Origin of the sequence: Shinella pollutisoli (assembly GCF_024609765.1) — a bacterium.
GTDB classification, from domain to species: domain Bacteria; phylum Pseudomonadota; class Alphaproteobacteria; order Rhizobiales; family Rhizobiaceae; genus Shinella; species Shinella pollutisoli.
The window spans coordinates 1-17,585 of record NZ_JANFDG010000011.1 but is presented as its reverse complement, the minus strand read 5'-3'; the positions used below and the strand labels follow the sequence as shown (position 1 = coordinate 17,585).

General features: G+C 67.7%; 14 protein-coding genes. 6 read left to right on the top strand and 8 right to left on the bottom strand.

The window, feature by feature from the left end; translation table 11 throughout:
- Positions 1 to 99 precede the first annotated feature (99 nt).
- The 4 genes from NNZ72_RS10635 to NNZ72_RS10620 all read left to right on the top strand — a co-directional run bounded on the left by NNZ72_RS10635 (position 100) and on the right by NNZ72_RS10620 (position 5,928).
- Positions 100 to 942, top strand: coding sequence for an ABC transporter permease (locus NNZ72_RS10635; protein WP_257315284.1), 843 nt, complete (start codon positions 100 to 102; stop codon positions 940 to 942).
- A gap of 1 nt (position 943) precedes the next feature.
- Positions 944 to 1,759 carry an ABC transporter permease gene (locus NNZ72_RS10630; protein WP_257315283.1) on the top strand — a complete coding sequence of 272 codons (816 nt, stop codon included), beginning with the start codon at positions 944 to 946 and terminating at the stop codon, positions 1,757 to 1,759.
- A gap of 169 nt (positions 1,760 to 1,928) precedes the next feature.
- Entirely contained in the window at positions 1,929 to 4,379 is a 2,451-nt protein-coding gene (locus NNZ72_RS10625; protein ID WP_257315282.1) for a GcvT family protein, read from the top strand.
- Positions 4,380 to 4,935: 556 nt separating this feature from the next.
- Positions 4,936 to 5,928, top strand: a complete 993-nt coding sequence (locus NNZ72_RS10620) for a glycine betaine ABC transporter substrate-binding protein (protein WP_257315280.1) — start codon at positions 4,936 to 4,938, stop codon at positions 5,926 to 5,928.
- Positions 5,929 to 6,027: 99 nt separating this feature from the next.
- Here NNZ72_RS10620 and NNZ72_RS10615 read toward each other — a convergent pair whose 3' ends face one another.
- The 8 genes from NNZ72_RS10615 to NNZ72_RS10580 all read right to left on the bottom strand — a co-directional run bounded on the left by NNZ72_RS10615 (position 6,028) and on the right by NNZ72_RS10580 (position 14,730).
- Complete coding sequence (locus NNZ72_RS10615; protein WP_257315279.1) at positions 6,028 to 7,080, bottom strand: proline racemase family protein; 1,053 nt, start codon at positions 7,078 to 7,080, stop codon at positions 6,028 to 6,030.
- 51 nt (positions 7,081 to 7,131) lie between these two features.
- A complete protein-coding gene (locus NNZ72_RS10610; RefSeq protein WP_257315278.1) occupies positions 7,132 to 8,136 on the bottom strand; it encodes an Ldh family oxidoreductase in 1,005 nt (334 codons plus the stop codon).
- Between the two features lies 1 nt (position 8,137).
- Entirely contained in the window at positions 8,138 to 10,123 is a 1,986-nt protein-coding gene (locus NNZ72_RS10605; protein WP_257315277.1) for an oxidoreductase, read from the bottom strand.
- 77 nt (positions 10,124 to 10,200) lie between these two features.
- Complete coding sequence (locus NNZ72_RS10600) at positions 10,201 to 11,262, bottom strand: quaternary amine ABC transporter ATP-binding protein (RefSeq protein WP_257315276.1); 1,062 nt, start codon at positions 11,260 to 11,262, stop codon at positions 10,201 to 10,203.
- On the bottom strand, positions 11,255 to 12,142 hold the full coding sequence (locus NNZ72_RS10595; protein WP_257315275.1) for an ABC transporter permease: 888 nt from the start codon (positions 12,140 to 12,142) through the stop codon (positions 11,255 to 11,257). Before NNZ72_RS10595 ends, NNZ72_RS10600 begins: the two co-directional genes overlap by 8 nt.
- Before the next feature lie 96 nt (positions 12,143 to 12,238).
- Positions 12,239 to 13,237 (bottom strand): ABC transporter substrate-binding protein, encoded by a 999-nt coding sequence (locus tag NNZ72_RS10590; RefSeq protein ID WP_257315274.1) that lies wholly within the window; start codon positions 13,235 to 13,237, stop codon positions 12,239 to 12,241.
- 56 nt (positions 13,238 to 13,293) lie between these two features.
- Positions 13,294 to 14,082, bottom strand: coding sequence for a pyrroline-5-carboxylate reductase family protein (locus tag NNZ72_RS10585; RefSeq protein WP_257315273.1), 789 nt, complete (start codon positions 14,080 to 14,082; stop codon positions 13,294 to 13,296).
- 18 nt (positions 14,083 to 14,100) lie between these two features.
- Positions 14,101 to 14,730, bottom strand: a complete 630-nt coding sequence (locus NNZ72_RS10580) for a TetR/AcrR family transcriptional regulator (RefSeq protein ID WP_257315272.1) — start codon at positions 14,728 to 14,730, stop codon at positions 14,101 to 14,103.
- 144 nt (positions 14,731 to 14,874) lie between these two features.
- Between NNZ72_RS10580 and NNZ72_RS10575 the strand changes: the two genes are divergently transcribed.
- Together NNZ72_RS10575 and NNZ72_RS10570 are read left to right on the top strand one after the other, a co-directional pair.
- On the top strand, positions 14,875 to 16,911 hold the full coding sequence (locus NNZ72_RS10575) for an NADH:flavin oxidoreductase (protein WP_257315271.1): 2,037 nt from the start codon (positions 14,875 to 14,877) through the stop codon (positions 16,909 to 16,911).
- Between the two features lie 2 nt (positions 16,912 to 16,913).
- The gene (locus NNZ72_RS10570; protein WP_257315270.1) at positions 16,914 to 17,507 is read left to right on the top strand and encodes a dimethylsulfonioproprionate lyase family protein; all 594 of its coding nucleotides are present in this window, start codon (positions 16,914 to 16,916) and stop codon (positions 17,505 to 17,507) included.
- Positions 17,508 to 17,585: the final 78 nt, after the last annotated feature.

Below are 17,585 nucleotides of genomic sequence, written 5' to 3'. Positions count from 1 at the left end.
GGGCGCTCTAATTCCTTGAATCCGGAGCGCTTGCCCGCGATCAGGTCCGCCTGATCGCGGGAGGCTCTCCTCCACCCGCTCCCACGTTCCGAGGTCAAGATGCTCCAGCCGAGAATGGCGAGATTGCTGTTGCTGCCGGGCTACGCCCTTCTGGCACTGACGCTGATCGGTCCGCTCATCACCACGCTCGTCATCTCGCTGGGCAGGCGGGCGCCCAGCGGAGGATACGAGACCGCGCTCTCGATCGAGAATTTCGCAAGCGTGCTCTCCCGCTCCACGGCCTTCCTGAACACCGTCCAGCTTTCGGCCTTCGGGGCCGCGATCTGCATCCTGGCGGCCATCCCCGTCGCCTTCTTCATCGCCAAGCATCTGAAGGGCTCCGTCCGGTACACGGTCCTCTTCCTCGTGGTCCTGCCGTTCTTCACGAGCTTCGTCGCGCGCACCTATGCCTGGTACTTCGCGCTCGGGGGGCGGGGGCTGCCGGCCGTGCTCGAATGGATCGGCCTCGGGCGCTTCCGTTTCCTCAACACCGACTTCGCGGTGGCGATCGGCATCATCTACGCCTATCTGCCGATCGCGATCCTGATGCTCTTCGTCGCGTTCGACAGGATCGGCGACGACCTTCTCGAGGCCTCGAACGATCTCGGGCGCGGCAAGGTCGAGACGTTCTTCTCCGTCGTCATCCCGCTTGCCATGCCCGGCCTGATCTCGACCTACTCGCTCCTGTTCATCCTTTTGTCGGGCGAATATCTCATCCCGATGCTGCTCGGCGGCGGGAAGGTCTATTTCATCGGCAACGCGATCGTCGACCTGTTCCTCCAGTCCCGCAACTGGCCGCTCGGCTCGGCGGTCGCCATTTCCCTCATGTCGATGATGATCGTCGTCGCCTTCCTCAGCCAGATTTTCCAGCGGATGGCCAACCGGGACGGGAGGATCGGCTGAAATGCGCGCCTTCTCGCTGTTCATCTTCCTCTTCCTCTATCTGCCCGTCGCGGTCATCGTCGTGTTCTCCTTCAATGCGGCGCCGAACATGAGCGCGTTCACCGGCCTGTCGCTGCGCTGGTATGCGAAGGCCTTCTCCAACCCGCTGGCGATCGCCGCCCTCACGAACAGCATCGTCATCGCGCTCTGCTCCGCGGTGGTCTCGACGGCGATCGGCTCGGCCGTCGCCATCGGCCTGATGGGGACCTCGCGGACCACCCGGATCGTCGTCCAGAGCCTGATGATGCTGGGCCTCGCGGTCCCGGGCATCGTGATCGGTCTCGCGTCGCTGGTGTTCTTCTCCGCGGCCTTCTCGGGCGCCGAGCAGGCGGTGGCGATGCTTGCCGGCTGGGAGCAGGCCGCAAAGCTCTTCAGCTTCGGCAGGCCCACCGTCATCGCCGCGCACTCGCTGTTCTGCACCGCTCTCGTGGTGGAGGTCATCTCCCTCCGCCTGCGCCAGCTCAACCCGAGCTGGCTGGAAGCCTCGAACGACCTCTATGCCGGGCGGGGCGAAACCCTCTGGCGCGTCGTCGTGCCGTTCATCGTGCCCGCCATGGTGGCGGGCGGCCTGCTGTCGTTCGTCCTCAGCTTCGACGAGTTCATCATCGCCTTCTTCGTCTCGGGAACGAAGCCGACGCTGCCCGTCTACATGTTCGCCTCGGTGAAACGCGGAGCGACCCCGGAGCTCAACGCCATCGCCACGAGCATGCTGACGATCTCGATCCTCGTCTCGGTCGTCGCCTTCTCCTTCCTTCGCCGGGGCCAGGCCAGGGCGTGACGCCGCGGGCAGGCGGCATGCTCAAATTCGCCATAACCCGGCATGTTTTCTGTAGAGTTTTACGCGGCCTGTGATACGGTCCGCAGCGAGGCCCCGGGGTGCGAGCCCCGGGGCGACGCCCGATTGCGGGCGCGGGAATTCAAGCGGAACGGGAAGGGGACCAAACCCAATGGACATTCCATCGAAGGCCGACGTCGTCATCGTCGGCGGCGGCATCGCCGGCTGCTCGATCGCCTATCACCTGACGAAGCTCGGCATCACCGACGTCGTCCTGTGCGAGCGGCGCCAGCTCACCAGCGGCACGACCTGGCACGCGGCCGGCCTCGTGACCCAGCTTCGCGCGACGCGGCAGATGACCGAGCTTGCCCAGTACACCGGCGAGCTGTTCGGCCAGCTCGAGGCGGAAACCGGCCAGGCGACGGGGTTCCGCCGCTCGGGGTCGCTGCGGCTCGCGACCAGCGAGGCCCGCTACGAGGAGCTTGCGCGCGGCGCGTCGATGGGGCGGAACTTCGGCCTGCCCGTCGAGGCGGTGAGCCCGGGCGAGATCAAGGAGCGCTGGGCACCCATCGACACCGACGGCGTCGTCGGCGGCTTCTGGTTCCCCCATGACGGCCAGGTGAACCCGGCCGACGTGACGATGGCCTATGCGAAGGGCGCGCGCATGGGCGGCGCGCGGATCGTCGAGAACCTGCCGGTGACCCAGATCCTCGTCGAGAACGGCAGGGCCGTCGGCGTCATGACGGAGAAGGGCCGGATCGACGCGCGCACCGTGGTGATCTGCGGCGGCATGTGGTCGCGCGATCTCGCCGCGACGATCGGCGTGACGCTGCCGCTGCATGCGGCCGAGCATTTCTACGTCGTGACCGAGGCCATCCCCGACCTGCCGAAGAACCTGCCGGTGCTGTTCCTCTCGGACGAATGGACCTACTACAAGGAGGACGCCGGCAAGCTTCTCGTCGGCTTCTTCGAGCCCGTCGCCAAGCCCTGGGGCCAGAAGGGCATCTCCGAGAGCTTCTGCTTCGACACGCTGCCGGAGGACATCGACCACATCGCCCCACATCTGGAGGCGGCGGCGGCGCGCGTGCCGCTGCTCGAGCATACCGGCATGCAGCTCTTCTTCAACGGGCCGGAGAGTTTTACGGCGGACAACCGCTATCTGCTCGGCGAGACGCCGGAGGTGGCCGGGCTCTTCTGCGCGACCGGCTTCAACTCCATCGGCATCCTGTCGTCGGGCGGCGTCGGCAAGTCGCTTGCGGCCTGGATCCGCGACGGCCGGCCGCCGGTCGACCTGATCGACGTCGACGTCCGCCGCACGCAGGCCTTCCAGCGCAACCGGCGCTACCTGGAGCACCGGACCGTCGAGACGCTCGGCCTCAATTTCGACATGCACTGGCCGGCGCGCCAGTTCACGACGGCGCGCGGCGTGCGCCGCTCGCCCTTCCACGACCGGCTGCTTGCCGCCGGCGCCTTCATGACCGAGCTTGCCGGCTGGGAGCGTCCGGGCTTCTTCGGCACGGCCGAGGAGGTGGCAAACGTCCGCTATTCCTACGGCAGGCCGAGCTGGTTCGACAACGTCGCCGCCGAGTGCCGCAACACCGCCGGGAACGTCTCGCTCTTCGATCACAGCTGCTTTGCGAAATATCTCGTCGAGGGGCCGGATGCGGCGAGGACGCTGAACCGGATCGGCGCGAACGAATGCGACGTCGCGGTCGGCCGCATCGTCTATACGCAATGGCTGAACGAGGCGGGCGGGATCGAGGCCGACGTCACCGTGACGCGGCTCGCCGAGAATTCCTTCCTGGTCGTCACCGTCGCGGTCTCGCAGCGGCGCGACATGGCCTGGTTCAAGCGCCACGTGCCCGAGGAGGCGCGCGTCCACATCACCGACGTCACCTCCGGCCTGCCGATGCTCGCGCTGTGGGGGCCGAAGGCGCGCGCGCTCCTGGCGCAGGTGTCTCCGGACGACTTTTCCAACGAGGCCTTCCCCTTCGGCACGAGCCGCGAGATCGACCTCGGCTATGCGCGGGTGCGGGCGAGCCGCCTGACCTTCGTCGGCGAACTCGGCTTCGAGCTCTACATCCCCGCCGAGCAGGCCGCGCACGTCTACGACGTCCTCGCCGAGGCCGGCGGCGCGTTCGGGCTGAAGAACGCGGGCTTCTTCGCGCTGAACTCGCTGCGGATGGAGAAGGGCTACCGCCACTGGGGCCACGACATCGGCGAGGAGGACACGCCCTTCGAGGGCGGCCTCGGCTTCGCGGTGGCGATGGACAAGCCCGGCGGCTTCATCGGCCGCGAGGCGCTCGCCCGCCGGAAGGCTAACGGCACCGTCCGCAAGCGGCTGGTGCAGGTGAAGGTGACGGCCGGGGGCGAGCCGCCGATGCTGTTCCACCACGAGCCGCTGCTGCGCGACGGCAGGATCATCGGCTCGATCATGTCTGGCGCCTACGGCCACCGTGTCCAGGCCTCGCTCGGCCTCGGCTATGTCTCGAACGACGAGGGCGTGACGAAGGAATGGCTGGCGGGCGGGCAATGGGAGGTGGAGGTGGCGATGAAGCGCTACCCGATCGAGGTCCAGCTCGGCCCTTGGTACGATCCCGGGAACCAGAAGATACGCGGCTAGAGCATTTCCAGCCGAAGCGAAGTCGCTTCGGCGTCGGATAATGCGGCAAAACAAGAAGCTGGAGCATTTCCGGTGAACCGGTGTTCACCGGAAATGCTCCAGGACGTCCCGCGTCCACGACCCGGGCGGTCACGGCCGCCCTTTTCGTCTCCCCGGGCCCGCGACGAGAGCGCCGGCAACGGAGAGCAGCCGCCCGCGGCACGATATCCCCTTGGCAACCGACCCGGACGGCATGCCGATCCGCTGCGAACGGCGGATCGCACGGTCGTGCCGCGGCCAAAATGTACACAACAGTCTCAATAATATTCTCCTAAGAGCATTGAATTGACGATCATGTACATTTTGCTTGTTGTCGGTCAATTCGTCTGCTACTTTCCGCCAACGATCGGGGAGCCGCCGCGTGCGGGACGCCCGGATACTGGCTGCAGGCGGTGCCGCGCCCGGTTCGGGAGCGCGCGGTCGCCGGCAAGGGTTCTGACGTGAGGTGCGATCTTCGGGGCGGGTTTCTGCGGCACCCTGTCCTTGTCGTCTGCCGCAAAAAACAAGGGGAACGGGAATGAAGAAACTGCTTGCATCGACGTGTCTGGTGTTCGGCCTTGCCGGCGCCGCCCATGCCGCGGATTGCGGAACGGTGTCCGTCGCCGTCCACAACGTACAGAGCGCGGAAGTCCTGGCGTATGTCGACAAGTTCATCCTGGAAAACGGCTATGGCTGTACCGTGGAGACGATGCCCGGCGACACCGTGCCGTCGACGACGTCGATGGTCGAGAAGGGCCAGCCCGACATCTCGCCGGAGACCTGGGTCGACCTCCTGCCCGAGATCGTGCCGCGCGGTCTTGCCGAAGGAAAGATCGTCATGGGCGCGCCGGCCCTGCCGGACGGCGGCGTGCAGGGCTGGTGGATCCCGAAATATGTCGCGGACGCCCACCCCGACATCAAGACGATCAGCGATGCTCTGAAGCATCCCGAGCTGTTTCCCGATCCGGAAGACAGCTCGAAGGGCGTGATCTTCAACGGCGCCGAGGGCTGGGGCGCGACGGTGGTGACCGCCCAGCTCTACAAGGCCTACAAGGCGGCCGATCAGGGCTTCAATCTCATGAACCCCGGCTCGGCGGCAGGCCTCGACGGCGCGATCGCCAAGGCCTACGAGCGTCAGGAAGGCTTCATCACCTATTACTGGGCGCCGACCTCCCTGCTCGGCAAGTACGAGATGGTGCTGCTGAAGTTCGACGCCGAGCACGATCCGGACGAGTGGAAGCGCTGCATCACCAATCTCTCCTGCCCGGACCCGAAGGTCGCCGCATGGCCGGTCGACAAGGTCTTCACGGTGCTGACCAAGCAGTTCGCCGACAGCACGAGCCCGGAGATCCTGGCCTATTTCAACACGCGCGGCTGGACGAACGACACCGTCGGCAGGCTCATGGCCTGGCAGACGGAGAACCAGGCGGCCGGCGAGGAAGGGGCGAAGCACTTCCTCGAGGAGAACAAGGACCTCTGGAAGGCATGGGTGCCGGCGGAGGTGGCCGAGAAGGTCGAGGCCGCGCTCTAGCGTTTTCGCAGGCGCGCGGCGACGGGCCGCGCGCCGTTATTTCCGCACCATCGACAAACCAGGCGGTCGTTGCCGGCCGCCTGTTTTTTTCGCGTCGCCTCAGGCCCAGGTGTCGCCGACGGTGAAGCCCTCGACGAAGGGATCGTCGTTGTCGAGCACGATCGTGTTGATGCCGTAGATCCAGCTCGTGCCGCTCACGGTCGGCACGACGGCGGGGCGGTCGCCGATCCTCGCTTCCTCGACGAGGCGGCCGGTATAGATGTTGCCGAGAATGCCCTGGTGGCGGAAGTCCCGGCCGAGCGGCAGCTCGCCCTTGGCATGGAGGACCGCCATCTTCGCGCAGGTGCCGGTGCCGCAGGGGCAGCGGTCGAGCGCGCCGGTCCAGGTCGCCGGATTGTCCCAGGAGAAGTCGCCGGAGGCCATCGTCACCGCGTTCTTCCAGTCGGCGTTCGGGTCGTCCGTCGGCCCCGAGAGCTGCGAGATCGTGATGCCGACGCCCGGATAGTCCGGATGCTCGACGGCAAGCTGCTCGATGGCCGCCTGCCGGATCATCGACGACACGCGGGCGATCTCCCGGCCGTGCTCCGGGATCAGTTCGAGGCCCGGGAATTGCCGGACGTCGGCGATCGCGTAGAACATGCCGCCCCAGCCGACGTCGACCCGGACCTTGCCGAGGCGGGGCACGTCGATCTCCGCGTCGAGATGGGCGGCGAAGGCCGGCACGTTCCTGAAGGTCACGCTCTTCACCTTTCCGTTCCGGCATTCGGCGGTGATGCGGATGAGGCCGGCGGGGGCTTCGAGCGTGAGCTCGGTGACGGGTTCCCGCATCGGCAGCATGCCCATCTCGAGCAGCACGGTGACGACCGAGATCGTGTTGCCGCCCGACATGACCGGATATTCGATCTGCTCCATGATGATGTAGCCGGCATCGGCCTCCGGATGGCCGGGCGGCACGATGATGTTGCAGCAATGGGCCGGATAGCCGCGCGGCTCGCGCAGCAGCAGCTTGCGCAGCTGGTCGTCGTTGCCTTCGAGCCATTTCATCTTGTCGTGGACGGTCCTGCCCGGAATGTGCGGAATGCCGCCGGTGACGACGCGCATCGGCGTGCCGGCATGGGTGTCCACGGCGTGGATCGTTCTCTTGAAGGCCATTGTCGTCGTTCCCTTCGTGTCGGAATGGGGTTCGGGCAGAGAGCGAGGCGCCTACGCGGCGCCGGCGAAGCGGCGGATTGCCGCGTGGACGCTTTCGGGCATCGTCAGCGGCTTCGACGCCGCCGGGAGCGATTCCGTCTCGCTGACGCCCGGAATGAAGACGCCGAGCCCCGCCAGCCGGCGCGCCTGCTCGGCGGCCCGGGCGATGCGTCCTTCCTCCGGAGCGCCCGGCATCATCGCCAGCACCGTCAGGCCGACGGCCGGCCGGACGCTGCCGGAGCGGAAATCCGGCGTGTCGAGCGACCATGGCCCGCCGGAAAGGCCGGCGGAGAGCATCTCGACGAGCAGGGCGACGTTGCCGCCCTTGCGCCCGCCGAAGGGGAGGAGGGCGCCGCGAAGCGCCTTTTCCGGATCGTCGGTGTCGGCGCCGGTCTCGTCCACCGCCCAGCCGGTCGGGATCGGCCTTCCCTCCGCCGCGGCGGCGACGATGTTGACGAAGGCCGTGGCGCTGGAGGCCTGGTCGATGATCATCGGCAGCGCGTTCTCGCCGAGCGGAAAGCCGAAGGCCAGCGGATTGGTGCTGTAGACGGCCGGCCCGCCGGGCTTCGACACGACCATGGCGTTGGCGTTCGTGGCCGCAAGCCCGACCAGCCCTTCGGCGGCGAGGCGGCGCACGTAGTAGCCGAGCTCGCCGGCGGTATAGCTGTTCGTCTGCGTGAACAGCGCGATGCCGAACGAACGGGCCGCCGCGACGATGTCGCCGAAGGCCAGGTCGAAGCCGAGCTGGGCTATGCCGCCATCGGCATCGGAGGCGAGCATCGCCGGGAAGGGCCGGGCGAGCGCCGGCGCGGGCGTGCCGTTGATGCGCCCCTCGCGAAAGCTGTTCAGATAGTCCACCATATGGGGAAAGCCGAGCGTCGCCGGGCCGAACCGCGCCGCCGACAGCGTCGCGTCGACGAGGGCGCGCGCGGTCGGTTCGTCGGCGCCGGCGCCGCGGCACGCCCTCAGGGCCAGGTCCTCCGCCTCCGCCGGGCTGAGTTCGATTGCGTCCGCCATGTCAGATCTCCAGTCCTGCCTTGCGGCCTTCGAAGAAGGCGTAGGGTGCCTGCCGCGGGGCGGCGCAGTCGCCGATCTGGCGCGTCGCGACGCCGAGCTCCGCAAGGCCCGGCATCAGCCAGTCCATCGGCGCGTTGGTGGTGGCGGTCACCAGCGTCTCCGCCGCGACGAAGCGGTGCTCGCCCGTGTTGTGGTCGACGATCGTCGCGCCGTTGCCGTGCCATTCGACGACGCTCGCCTCGACGATCCAGTCGACGCCGAGCTTGCGCAGCGCCTGCCGCATCGGCACGTCGGCGGCGGTGCGCTGCAGCTCCTTGCCGACGAAGGGGTCGGGGGTGAGGATCGTCACCCGGTGGCCCTCCTCGGCGAGCTTCCAGGCGGTGCCGCAGCCGCGCCAGCCGCCGCCCTCGTCAAGGAGCAGGACATGGCTGCCGGGCCGCGCCTGCCGGGCCATCACCGCCTCGACCGTGACGACGTTGCCCTTGTCGATGCCGGGCATGGTCTCGACCGTGGGAAGCGCCTTCTGGAAGCCGGTCTCGGGCGAATAGGAGCCCGTCGCGGCGATCACCACGTCGAATTCGGCCGGAGCGATCTCCCCGGCCTCCAGATAGGTGTTGAGGCGGACCTCGACGCCGAGCTTGTCGAGCTGGCGCTCGTACCAGCCGATGAGGTCGAGGATCTGGGCGCGGCGCGGCTGCATGCCGGCCAGAAGGAAATTGCCGCCGAGGCGGGGAGCGGCTTCGGCGAGCGTCACGCGGTGGCCGCGCTCGGCGGCGACGCGCGCCGCCTCCAGCCCGGCCGGGCCGCCGCCGATCACCAGCACCCGCTTGGGGTCGCCGGACCTGCGGAAGCGGTCGCCGCCCCATTCGGCCTCGCGGCCGACGGAGGGGTTGATGAGGCAGCTGATCCAGTAGTCGCGCGAGCGGCGGCCCCAGCACATCTGGTTGCAGGAGATGCAGCCGCGGATGTCCTCCGGCCGGTCGTCGCCGGCCTTGGCGGCGAGGTGCGGGTCGGCGATCTGGCCGCGAACGATGGAGACGAGGTCGGCCGCACCCTCGCCGAGCACCGTCTCGGCGTTCTCCGGCGTGCGGATATGGCTCTCGGCGATGACGACCGCGTTCCGGACGACGCCCTTGAGCACGGCGGCGAGGTCGGCGCCGAGCTTCTCCGGGTAGAGGAAGGTCGGCATCAGCTTGTAGAAGTCGAGATAGCCGCCCGAGCCGCAGGTGACGTAGTCGACGAGGCCGAGATCGTCGTGCAGTTTTATGATCCCGGCGAGCTCGTCGCGCTGCAGCGCCACCTTCACGTCCGGCTCGTCGGAGACGGCGAGGCCGACGATGAAGTCGGGGCCGCAGACCGCGCGGATGCGCGACAGGATCTCGCGCGACAGGCGCGTGCGGTTCTCCAGCGAGCCGCCCCAGTCGTCCTCGCGCCGGTTGCACCAGGGCGTCCAGAACTGGTCGACCATGCCGAGATAGGCGGCCCAGACCTCGACGCCGTCGAAGCCGGCGTCGCGACATCGCCGCGCCGCCTCGACGAAGCCGTCGATCGTCTCCCATATCTCGGCCTCGCTCATCGGATGCGAGCCGTCGCTGTCGTGGTAGCTCGGCCCGCCCGAGGGCGACCAGTGGGGATGGAAGGAATTGTCGGAATCGCCGTGCGCGCCGACATGATAGAGCTGCTGGATGGCGACCGCGCCATGCCGCTTGATCGCCTCCACCACCCTTTTGAAATGCGGGACGACCGCATCGTCGGAGTGGCGGAAATTGCCGCGGGTGAGCACGGCGGCCGCATGCACGGGCATGGGCTCGACGACGATCATCGCCGCGCCGCCGATGGCGCGCTCCTCGTAATAGGCGGCGTGGCGTTCGGTCGGCAGGCCCTCGACAGCCATGTTGGCGGTGTGCGCGCCGAAGACGATCCGGTTCTTCAATGTGCGGGAGCGCAGTTTCAGCGGCGAGAAGAGGCGGGGGAATTTTTTCGACATCGCGCACGTCCGGTTTGGCAGGGAATCTGGAGATGCTGGTGCGGAAGGCTGGCGGCGCCGCCGGCCTTCCGCCGGCGTCAGGCGGCGGCGCGCCGGCCGCCGTCGTGGGCGTTGACCATCGCGCCGGCGAGCTGCCGGAAGGTCACGGTGCCGAGCGGCTTGCCGGCCGGGTCGACGACGGTGATGTCGCCTTCGGGCGCCGCGGCGAGGCTGCGCACCGCCTCCTCGATGGTGATGCCGGCGGCGACGGTCGGCCCGCCCGCCGCATCCGCCGTCGTAAGCGGGCTCATGACGGCCTCGACATGGACGACGCGGCCGCGGTTCACCTCTTTCACGAAGTTGGCGACATAGTCGTCGGCGGGCCGCAGCACGATGTCCTGGCTGGTGCCCTGCTGGATGACCTCGCCGTCGCGCAGGATGGCGATGTTGTCGCCGAGCCTCAGCGCCTCGTCGAGGTCGTGGGTGATGAAGACGATGGTTTTCCTGATCTCCTTCTGCAGGTCGAGCAGGACGGTCTGCATGTCCGTGCGGATCAGCGGGTCGAGCGCCGAATAGGCCTCGTCCATCAGGAGCACCGGCGCGTCGTTGGCAAGCGCCCGGGCGAGGCCGACGCGCTGCTGCATGCCGCCGGAGAGCTGGTTCGGATATTTCTGCTCGAAACCCTTGAGGCCGACGCGCTCGATCCAGCGCATGGCGGTGTCGACGCATCGCGCACGGGGCACGCCCTGCAGCTCGAGCCCGAAGACGGTGTTGTCGAGGACGGTTCGGTGCGGCAGCAGCGCGAACTTCTGGAACACCATCGCCGTCTGGTGGCGGCGGAACTCGCGCAGCTCCGCCTCCGCCATCTTCACCACGTCGACGCCGTCGACGAGGACCTCGCCGGCGGTCGGGTCGATCAGCCGGTTGATGTGGCGGATGAGCGTCGACTTGCCGGAGCCGGAGAGGCCCATGATGACCTGGATCGAGCCCGAGGGCATCTCGATGTTGATGTCGCGGAGGCCGAGCACGTGGCCGTGCCTCTCGTTGAGCTCGGCCTTGGTGAGGCCGTTCCGGACGGCCTCGATATGGGCCTGCGCGTCGGGTCCGAAGATCTTGTAGAGATGGCGGATCCGGATGCCGCCGAAGGCGTGGTCAGCCATGGATGATCTCCCGGTGCTTCTGGAGGCGCTTGCCGTAGGCCTGGCTGACGCGGTCGAACATGATGGCGATGCCGACGATGGCGAGCCCGTTGAAGACGCCGAGCGTGAAATACTGGTTGGCGATGGCCTTCAGGACCGGCTGGCCGAGGCCCTGCACGCCGATCATCGAGGCGATGACCACCATGGCGAGCGCCATCATGATCGTCTGGTTGATGCCGGCCATGATGGTCGGTAGCGCCAGCGGCAGCTGCACCTTGAAGAGCTTCTGCCGGCGGTCGGCGCCGAAGGCGTCGGCGGCCTCCAGCACGTCCTTGTCGACGAGGCGGATGCCGAGGTCGGTCAGCCGGATCATCGGCGGGATGGCGTAGATGACGACGGCGATGAGGCCGGGCACGCGGCCGATGCCGAGCAGCATGACGACGGGGATCAGGTAGACGAAGCTCGGCATGGTCTGCATCACGTCGAGGATCGGGTTGATCGCCCGCTGCACCCGGTCGGAGCGCGCCATCAGGATGCCGATCGGCAGGCCGATGGCGATCGAGATCACGGTGCAGACGAAGATCATCGCCACGGTGCGCATCGTGTCGGTCCACATGTCGAAATAGCCGATCAGCATGAGCGTCACGAGACAGCTCGCGACGATCTTCAGGCTGCGGCTCGCGAACCATGCGACGGCGAGGATGAGGAGGAGGATGATCGGCCAGGGCGTCTGCGTCATGAACCGGTCGGCCGCCAGCAGGAAATGCTGCAGGGGCGTGAAGAGGCCTTCGATCGCATCGCCGTAGGCGCGCGTGAAGGCCCTGAAACCGTCGTCGATCAGCTTCTTGAGGTCGCGCAGCGCCCCGTCGTTCATGTTCGGGAATTTGTAAAACCAGTCCATTCGGTTCCCCTTCTCGGAAAGAAGCCGCTTGTTCTTCTTGATCTTTTTGGCAGGTGGGACGCGGCGCGCGGGAAGCGCGCCGCGGGATGAGGCCCGTCAGAGCGCCGCTTCGATCTTCCCGGCGGCCTCGGGCGAGACCCACTTCGTCCAGACGTCCTTGTGCTGGCTTAGGAATTCCTTCGCGCCGTCCTCGCCGGTCGCCTGGTTGTCGGCCATCCAGGCGAGCATCCGGTTGACGAGCTCGTTCGGCCAGGTGCGGCTCTTGATGTAGTCGAGCGCGGGGCCGGAACCCTCGGCGAACTTCCGGGTGACGATCGTGTCGACCGCGTCGGCCGGCCAGTCGTTGGGCTTTGGGTCCGGGCAGTTGTCGACCTTGTTGCAGCGGTCCCATTCGGCGGCGTCGTATTCGGCGCCGGAGGCGAGGCGGACCATGTCGTACTTGCCGAGCAGGGCCGTCGGCTCCCAGTAGTAGCCGATCCAGCCCTTGTGCGCCTCGTAGGCGTGGATCAGCGAGCCGTCATGGCCGGCCGCCGAGCCGGTGTCGACATTGGCGAAGCCCGCCGCCTCCGCGCCGTAGGCCTTGTAGTACTGGCTGAGCACGACCGTGCCGCCCCAGCCCTGCGGGCCGGACGACCATGCCGCCGTCGACGGATCGTCGGAATTGGGGAAGAGATCGGGGCGTTTGACGGCGTCGGCGACCGTCTTGATCTCCGGGTTCTCGTCGACGATGAACTTCGGCACGTAGACGCCCTGGATGCCGCCCTTCTCGAAGGCCTTGCCGGCGACGATCAGCTTGCCCTCGTCGATGTTCTTCTGGGTGATCGGCGGGCGCAGGCTGTACCAGGCTTCCGGCGCGATGTCGGGCTGGCCCTTCTCGGCCATCGAGGTCAGCGTCGGCACGGTGTCGCCGAGCACGATGCTGGAATCGCAGTCGTAGCCGTTCCTCAGGATGAAATCGTCGACATTCGCCAGGAGCTCCGCCGACGCCCAGTTCATGCTGGCGATCGTGACGGTTCCGCACTCGGCGGCATTGGCTGCCGACAGGCCGAAGAAAAGGCCGGCCGTCAGGCAGGTGGATGCAAGCAAGGACTTCATTTCTCTCCCTCAATCTGCGGCGTGCGTGGTCATGCGGGCGCCGCGGAGCCCGCTGGTCAGGAGGTTTCCCCCATCTCGATCGATCTCTTGTGCGCCGCCGCCAGCCCCGCCGAGACGGATGCGGCGAAGCCCGCTGCGCGCATCGCCTCGATGCCCGCCGCCGTCGTTCCCCGATAGTCCAGGAAGGTCCGGACCATGTCCGCGGGACAGTCGTCGCGCCGCTCCAGCAGCCGGCCCGCGCCGATAAGCAGCGTGCTGACGGCCCGCCGCGCCACCCGGCGGTCCAGCCCGTGCGCGACGGCGTCCGCCATCATCGCCTCGGCGAGCAGTGCCGGGAAGGCGGGACCGGAGCCGGTGAGGCCGGTCAGATAGTCGATCTCGGCTTCCGAACGGACCTCGTCCTGGTCTCCGCAGGCGTCGAGGACGGCGCGTATGACGGCGCGGTCCGCGTCGCCGACGGCGGCGCTGGCGATCCACGGCGTGTAGGACTTGCGGACCTCGGCGGCGGCGTTCGGCAGGGTGCGCACGGCGCGCGTCGTGCGATGATGCCGGCACAGCGCATCGAGGCGGATGCCGGCCATGACGGAGATGACGAGCTTGCCGCCGGCGTCGACCTCCAGATCCTGCCAGTCGTCCGGACGGACGGAGAGAACGACGACGTCCGATCGGTCGGCAAGGGCCTGGTTGTCCGTGGTCCAGAAGGCGCCGGGCAGGCGGTCGGGGCGCCGGCTGCGATAGGAGAGCGACAGGCCTTCGGGCCGGGCGACGCCGGCGGCGAGCACCGCCTCGGTGATCGCCCCGCCGAGCCATCCCGCCCCGCCGATCACGCCGATCCTCAAGCCCATGCCCCTCTCCACCTGGTCTTACTCCGGTTTGTAGCCGTGGCGCGCGAAGAAGCGGTCGAGCTCCCGCTGCTGCGGCATCTGGCCGGTATAGATCGCGATATATTCGGGGATGCGCTGCATGCGCAGGGCGATGTCCTCCTTCGCCTGCATCGAGATGTAGCCGATCTGGACGAGGTAGGTCGTGCGGGCGCGGACGTCGGCGGGCACCTCGCCGTAGCCGAAGCGGCGGAACATGCGGCCGAGCGCCTCCACCCTGACCTGGTCGGCCTGACGGACCTCGTCGAGCGCTTCCGGCGACTGCAGGGCCCAGCTCCGGACGGCGAACTCGAACTGGGAATCGAACAGGTCCTTGTTCAGCCAGCAGTCGAAGACGTTCAGCATCGCCTCGGCGAGCGATTCCGCATAGGCCTCGGACTGCTTGACGATGGCGCCGGTGTTCTTGTCGCGCCAGCGGGCCAGCAGCGCCGTGAGCAGCTCCTCCCGGTCCTTGAAGAACCAGTAGAAGCTGGTGCGCGAGAGATTGAGCTTCTTCGCCAGCGGCAGGATCTTGACGGAGTCCACGCCGGATTCGAGCAGGGCGTTGTAGGCCGCTTCCAGCCATCCCTCCTGCGATCCCCGCCAGCCGCTGTTGTTCAAGGTCTGCTCCATGGTTGTCTCCTAGCAAATTGTGACGAGGGGCACAAGGAAAATGTTCATATGTGTCAGAATAGATGACTATACTGTTTTCATGATTGACACCTATGCACGCATGCGCTTAGCATCCTTGAGCTTTTCTAATCCGGAGCCCGTCGCATGTCGAACGATCCCCTGCTTCAACCGTTCCAGCTCAAGCATCTGACGCTGCGCAACCGCATCATCGTGACGTCGCACGAGCCGGCCTATCCGGAGGACGGCATGCCGAAGGGGCGCTACCGCGCCTATACGGTGGAGCGGGCGAGGGGCGGGGTCGCGCTGACGATGACGGCCGGCTCCGCCGCCGTCTCGAAGGACAGCCCGCCGGTCTTCAACAACCTGCTCGCCTACAAGGACGAGATCGTCCCGTGGATCCGCGAGATGACCGACGCCGTGCACGAGGAGGGCGCGGCCATCATGATCCAGCTCACCCATCTCGGCCGGCGCACGCGCTGGGACAAGGGCGACTGGCTGCCCGTCGTGGCGCCCTCCCATCACCGCGAGGCGGCGCACCGCGCCTTCCCGAAGAAGATGGAAGACTGGGACATCGAGCGCATCATCAGGGATTTCGCCGACGCGGCCGAGCGCATGAAGGCCGGCGGCATGGACGGCGTCGAGCTGGAGGCCTACGGCCACCTGATCGACCAGTTCACCTCGCCGCTCACCAACGAGCTCGACGGCCCCTACGGCGGCTCGCTCGACAACCGCCTGCGCTTCTGTCTCGACGTCTTCAGGGCGATGCGCGAGCGGGTCGGCGACGACTTCATCCTCGGCGTGCGCTACACGGCCGACGAATGTCTTCCCGGCGGGACCGGGAAGGCCGAGGGCATCGAGATCTCGAAGCGGCTGCGCGACAGCGGCCTCATCGACTACCTCAACGTCATCCGCGGCCATATCGACACCGACCCCGGCCTGACCGACGTCATCCCGATCCAGGGCATGGCGAACTCGCCCCATCTCGATTTCGCCGGCGAGATCCGCGCGGCGACCCGTTTCCCCACCTTCCACGCCGCCAAGATCCCCGACGTGGCGACGGCGCGCCATGCGATCGCCACCGGCAAGGTCGACATGGTCGGCATGACCCGCGCCCACATGACCGACCCGCATATCGTGCGCAAGATCATCGAGAGGCGCGAGGACGACATCCGCCCCTGCGTCGGCGCCAACTACTGTCTCGACCGCATCTACCAGGGCGGGCTCGCCTTCTGTATCCACAACGCGGCGACGGGCCGCGAGGAGACGATGCCGCACAGGATCCCGAAGGCGGATGCCCGCCGCAAGGTGGTGATCGTTGGCTCCGGCCCGGCCGGGCTCGAAGCGGCGCGCGTCTCGGCCGAGCGCGGCCACGAGGTCGTGGTGTTCGAGGCGGCGAACGATCCCGGCGGCCAGATCAGGCTGACGGCGCAGAGCAAGCGCCGCCGCGAGATGATCAGCATCATCGACTGGCGCATGAGCCAGTGCGAGAAGCGCGGCGTCACCTTCCGTTTCAACACCTGGGCGGAGGCCGACACGGTGCTCGCCGAGAACCCGGACGTGGTGATCGTCGCGACCGGCGGCCTGCCGCACACCGAGGTGCTGACGAAGGGCAACGAGCTCGTCGTCTCCTCCTGGGACATCATCTCCGGCGACGTGAAGCCGGGCACCAACGTCCTCGTCTATGACGATGCCGGCGACCATGCCGGCCTGCAGGCGGCCGAGTTCATCGCCAGGGCCGGCGCCAGGGTCGAGATCATGACGCCGGACCGGTCCTTCGCCCCGGAGGTCATGGCGATGAACCTCGTGCCCTACATGCGCTCGCTGCAGAAGCTCGACACGACCTTCACCGTCACCTGGCGGCTGGAGGCGGCGGAACGGAGCGGCAACCAGATCATCGCCCATGTCGGCAGCGACTACGGCGGCGTGGCGAAGACGCGCACGGTCGACCAGATCGTCGTCAACCACGGCACCATCCCGCTGGACGACCTCTATTTCGAGCTGAAGCCCGGCTCCAGGAACCTCGGCGAGGTCTCCTACGACGCGTTGCTCGCCGGCGCGCCGCAGACCGTCGCGCGCAATCCGGCCGGCACCTACCAGCTCTTCCGCATCGGCGATGCCGTCGCGGCCCGCAACACGCATGCGGCGATTTACGATGCGCTGCGTCTCGCCAAGGATATCTGACGATGGCGCGAAGCGAGGCATTGCAGGATTTTCTCGACGCGGCGCTCGCCGCGTTCGACGAGGCCGCACAGGACCCGCGCTCCCGCCGCTCGCTGGCGCGGATCGCCGCCAACCTGGAGGCGCCGCAGCCGGAGCGGGCGGATATCGCCCGGCGCCTGCCGGTCTGCGACCGCTATCTGGACGGCGTGCTTTCGACGCGGACGGGCAGGCCCGCGCTCGACCGCCTGATCGGATGCTTCGGGGCGCTCGAGCCCCGGCTCGAATGGAAGCCGCGCGGCGGCGACGCCGGCTCGGCGAGCGAGAATTTCGCCGCCGGCCACGCCAACACGATGATCGTCGGGCCGGCCGCGCTTGAAAGCCGGCGCGACGTCTGGCTCGGCGCGACCCTGATGGCGCCGGACGTGCGCTATCCGGATCACGACCACGCGCCGGAGGAGACCTATCTCGTCCTGTCGGACGGCGAATTCATGCACGGCGATTCCAGCTGGTTCTCGCCGGGCGTCGGCGGCTCGTTCTACAACCCGCCCGGCATCCGCCATGCGATGCGCTCGACGGACCGGCCGCTCTTCGCCCTCTGGGCGCTTCTTCCCGACTGATCGCGAAAGGAAAGCCATGAAGATTCTCGTGCCAGTGAAACGCGTCGTGGACTACAACGTGAAGATCCGTGTTAGGGC

Coding starts and splice junctions, on each gene's coding strand:
- NNZ72_RS10635 (WP_257315284.1), top strand. CDS start 100: ATGCTCCAGCCGAGAATGGCGAGATTGCTGTTGCTGCCGGGCTACGCC.
- NNZ72_RS10630 (WP_257315283.1), top strand. CDS start 944: ATGCGCGCCTTCTCGCTGTTCATCTTCCTCTTCCTCTATCTGCCCGTC.
- NNZ72_RS10625 (WP_257315282.1), top strand. CDS start 1,929: ATGGACATTCCATCGAAGGCCGACGTCGTCATCGTCGGCGGCGGCATC.
- NNZ72_RS10620 (WP_257315280.1), top strand. CDS start 4,936: ATGAAGAAACTGCTTGCATCGACGTGTCTGGTGTTCGGCCTTGCCGGC.
- NNZ72_RS10615 (WP_257315279.1), bottom strand. CDS start 7,080: ATGGCCTTCAAGAGAACGATCCACGCCGTGGACACCCATGCCGGCACG.
- NNZ72_RS10610 (WP_257315278.1), bottom strand. CDS start 8,136: ATGGCGGACGCAATCGAACTCAGCCCGGCGGAGGCGGAGGACCTGGCC.
- NNZ72_RS10605 (WP_257315277.1), bottom strand. CDS start 10,123: ATGTCGAAAAAATTCCCCCGCCTCTTCTCGCCGCTGAAACTGCGCTCC.
- NNZ72_RS10600 (WP_257315276.1), bottom strand. CDS start 11,262: ATGGCTGACCACGCCTTCGGCGGCATCCGGATCCGCCATCTCTACAAG.
- NNZ72_RS10595 (WP_257315275.1), bottom strand. CDS start 12,142: ATGGACTGGTTTTACAAATTCCCGAACATGAACGACGGGGCGCTGCGC.
- NNZ72_RS10590 (WP_257315274.1), bottom strand. CDS start 13,237: ATGAAGTCCTTGCTTGCATCCACCTGCCTGACGGCCGGCCTTTTCTTC.
- NNZ72_RS10585 (WP_257315273.1), bottom strand. CDS start 14,082: ATGGGCTTGAGGATCGGCGTGATCGGCGGGGCGGGATGGCTCGGCGGG.
- NNZ72_RS10580 (WP_257315272.1), bottom strand. CDS start 14,730: ATGGAGCAGACCTTGAACAACAGCGGCTGGCGGGGATCGCAGGAGGGA.
- NNZ72_RS10575 (WP_257315271.1), top strand. CDS start 14,875: ATGTCGAACGATCCCCTGCTTCAACCGTTCCAGCTCAAGCATCTGACG.
- NNZ72_RS10570 (WP_257315270.1), top strand. CDS start 16,914: ATGGCGCGAAGCGAGGCATTGCAGGATTTTCTCGACGCGGCGCTCGCC.